The sequence below is a fragment of the Pseudoalteromonas sp. AWM4_233 genome (assembly GCF_056158285.1).
In genome coordinates this window covers 1-2,980 of record NZ_JBSWSZ010000154.1, presented here as the reverse complement: position 1 = coordinate 2,980, position 2,980 = coordinate 1, and the positions used below count along the sequence as shown (strand labels likewise).

At 50.9% G+C, this 2,980-nt stretch carries 4 protein-coding genes and 1 pseudogene; 3 read left to right on the top strand and 2 right to left on the bottom strand.

Annotated elements, in window-relative coordinates:
- Positions 1 to 24: 24 nt before the first annotated feature.
- Together ACXAC4_RS28105 and bamD are read right to left on the bottom strand one after the other, a co-directional pair.
- A pseudogene (locus ACXAC4_RS28105) lies at positions 25 to 195 on the bottom strand (hypothetical protein); the annotation flags it as partial.
- Positions 196 to 251: 56 nt separating this feature from the next.
- Positions 252 to 788 (bottom strand): outer membrane protein assembly factor BamD, encoded by a 537-nt coding sequence (gene bamD, locus ACXAC4_RS28100; RefSeq protein ID WP_475168673.1) that lies wholly within the window; start codon positions 786 to 788, stop codon positions 252 to 254.
- A 140-nt stretch (positions 789 to 928) separates the two neighbouring features.
- On the opposite strand from bamD, the gene rluD reads away from it, so the two are divergent.
- From rluD to ACXAC4_RS28085, 3 genes are all read left to right on the top strand, one after another.
- A complete protein-coding gene (gene rluD / locus ACXAC4_RS28095) occupies positions 929 to 1,903 on the top strand; it encodes a 23S rRNA pseudouridine(1911/1915/1917) synthase RluD (protein WP_475168670.1) in 975 nt (324 codons plus the stop codon).
- A gap of 1 nt (position 1,904) precedes the next feature.
- A complete protein-coding gene (gene pgeF / locus ACXAC4_RS28090) occupies positions 1,905 to 2,657 on the top strand; it encodes a peptidoglycan editing factor PgeF (RefSeq protein WP_475168666.1) in 753 nt (250 codons plus the stop codon).
- A 217-nt stretch (positions 2,658 to 2,874) separates the two neighbouring features.
- A partial coding sequence (locus ACXAC4_RS28085) for a Clp protease N-terminal domain-containing protein (protein ID WP_475168675.1) occupies positions 2,875 to 2,980 on the top strand: 106 nt, incomplete at its 3' end.

The window sequence follows — 2,980 nt, the reverse complement described above, 5'->3', positions numbered from 1 at the left end:
AAGGTTAAGGACGAAGAACTCAAGTCAAAGGCCAGCACCTGCGTCGAATGTGTCTATTAAACTGGGTTGAGTGCGATAAGCTTGCGTGGTGTTTTCCAGCGGCTCGCTCAAGCCGAGTTTTTCGTAGGCGCTTTCCATAATCAGCAGAGACTTACGGGCAGCCTCTGTATTTGGGTACTCGCGCTGAATAAGCTGAGAGCGATTGACGGCTGCAACCCAAGCTTCACGACGAAGATAGAAGTCGGCAGCGGCTAAGCCTCGTACTCAGCCAGACGATTTTTCAAAAAGACCATGCGCGCTTGGGCATCAGCAGCATAACGGCTGTTCGGGTAGCGCTCTAGCAAGCGTTTGAAGTCACGGAATGCTTTGCGGGCAGGTTCTGGATCACGGTCGTGGCGATCAATATTGAACAAGTCATGCATAAAGCTTCGGTCTTGAGCCATGCTAGTCAGACCGCGCATATACAATACCCAGTCAGCTTTCTCATGGGCAGGGTTCAGAGCGGTTGAAACGATCAATCGTTGCTTCAGCCCGAAAGCAAGATCATCGTTTTTGTAGTAGGCATAGATCAGATCAAGCTGAACCTGTTCAGAGTAAGCGCCGAACGGGTAACGGGAATCCAATGTTTCCAGGCGTTCGATGGCGGTTGTCCAGCTACCGCTTTGCAGGGCCTGCTGGGCAGTGGCATAAAGTTCAGATGGCGGTACGTCCGGTACCACTTCTTCCGTGCTTGAACAGCCTGAAAGTATGGCGACGGCAAGAAGAGACGATAGAGTCAGGCGTTTCATTGCGGCGACTGTTTCCTTGATAAATAATTTTATTTCGGCGGATCCATTACGGTCTGAGCCGTTAACAGATACAATGACACTATTATGTTATTTTACGCAGCGTTTGACGTTTAGTCCCACGCTTTTTAAAAAAGTTCGCTATGGCACAGCAGATAGAGTTAACAAATACAGTAAATGATAGTCAACTTGGCTTGCGCCTTGATCAGGTTATCGCTGAATTATACCCCGATTATTCCCGCTCACGGATCAAAGAGTGGATCCTAAATGGCATGGTTTCTGTCGATGGGGAAGTCACGACAAAGCCACGTTTGAAAATGATGGGCGGTGAAGAGCTGTTTATCAAAGCGGAGATCGAGGACGAAGTCCGCTGGGAAGCTCAGGATATCCCGTTGGATATTGTACACGAAGACGAGCATATTATCGTTATCAACAAGCCGCGCGACTTTGTCGTACACCCTGGTGCGGGGACGCCGGATGGCACTGTGCTCAATGCGCTGCTTCATCACTGCCCTGATTTGGCTGAAGTGCCGCGTGCCGGTATTGTCCACCGTTTGGATAAAGACACCACCGGTCTTATGGTGGTAGCAAAAACGATCCAGGCGCAAACTCGTCTTGTTCGTGCGCTGCAAAAGCGCCGTATCACCCGTGAGTACGAAGCGATTGCTATGGGTAAGATGACAGGCGGTGGTACAGTTGACAAGCCTATCGGTCGTCACCCTACCAAGCGTGTTTGTATGGCGGTCAGTGAGTTTGGCAAGCCGGCAATCACCCGCTTCCGTGTGGCGGAGCACTTCCGTGCGCATACCCGTATCATTCTTCGTCTTGAAACGGGCCGTACACACCAGATCCGTGTACACATGTCTTACCTGAGCCACCCACTGATTGGTGATGCGATATACGGTGGTCGCCCTCGTCCGCCGAAAAATGCCTCAGACGAGTTGGTACAAGCTCTGCGTGCTTTCGACCGTCAGGCCCTGCATGCGCGTATGCTTCGCCTTGAACACCCAATCACCGGTGAGCTGATGGAATGGCGTGCACCGCTACCAATTGATATGGTCGCGATGATCAGCATCCTGCGCAAGGACAAAGAAGCGCACCAAGAGGAAGAATACTGATATGTGGATTGTCCCTGACTGGCCAGCTCCTGCCAACGTAAAAGCCATTGCGACGACTCGCTGCGGTGGTAATAGTGCAGGGCCGTATCAAGGTTTGAATCTTGGTAACCATGTTGGGGATGACCCCGAGGTTGTGTTGCAAAACCGCCAGTGGTTACAGCAACAACTTGGTTTGGACACTGCTCCCGTTTGGCTGAATCAGACCCACAGCATTGATGTGGTCAACCTTAAGCAACCGAGCGCCGAAGTGTTGGATGCTGACGGTAGTTATACTGCACAGAAAAACCTTCCTTGCGTAGTGATGACGGCCGATTGCCTGCCAGTGATCCTATGCGATCGCCAAGGCGAACAAGTTGCTGCTGTCCATGCCGGATGGCGTGGTTTGGTCGATGGTATTATCGAACAGGCTATCGCTAAGTTTTCTGTGCCGGGATCGGAGATCATGGCCTGGCTTGGCCGCTACTCTGGACCGCAGGTATTTGAGGTGGGTGGCGAGGTGCGGGAACAGTTTCTGGCCCATGATCCAGCTGCTGCTGAAGGTTTTCAGCCACATGGTGAAAAGTGGCTGGCTGATCTGTATCTGCTGGCTCGCCAGCGGTTGGCTAGTGCATCGGTGACCGATGTATTTGGCGGGGATCGCTGCACTTTTTCTGATGCCGAGCAATTTTATTCCTATCGTCGTGATGGGGTTACCGGTCGCCAGGCAACCTTGATTTGGTCGTGGAATAGCCAACTTAATCAGATATCTTTATAGCCCTGTTTATACAGGGCTTTTTTATATCTTGAGCTTACTGCAGCAGGGTAATTTGGGTAGGTGCTGCTGGTGACTGCTCTACCACCTGCGCAGTGAATGTGGATTGCATTGAAATTATTTGGAAAATTGACAGTGTAATAATTAGCAGAAGAATATTTGGCTTGAAAAATGGGAGCAAGACCACCATATCTTACCGTGAGAGAAGATAGGAGGACTTATGCGTCTTGACCGTTTTACTAGCAAATTCCAGATGGCAATCTCTGATGCTCAATCGCTAGCATTGGGGCGGGACCATCAGTATATAGAGCCAGCCCACTTGATGG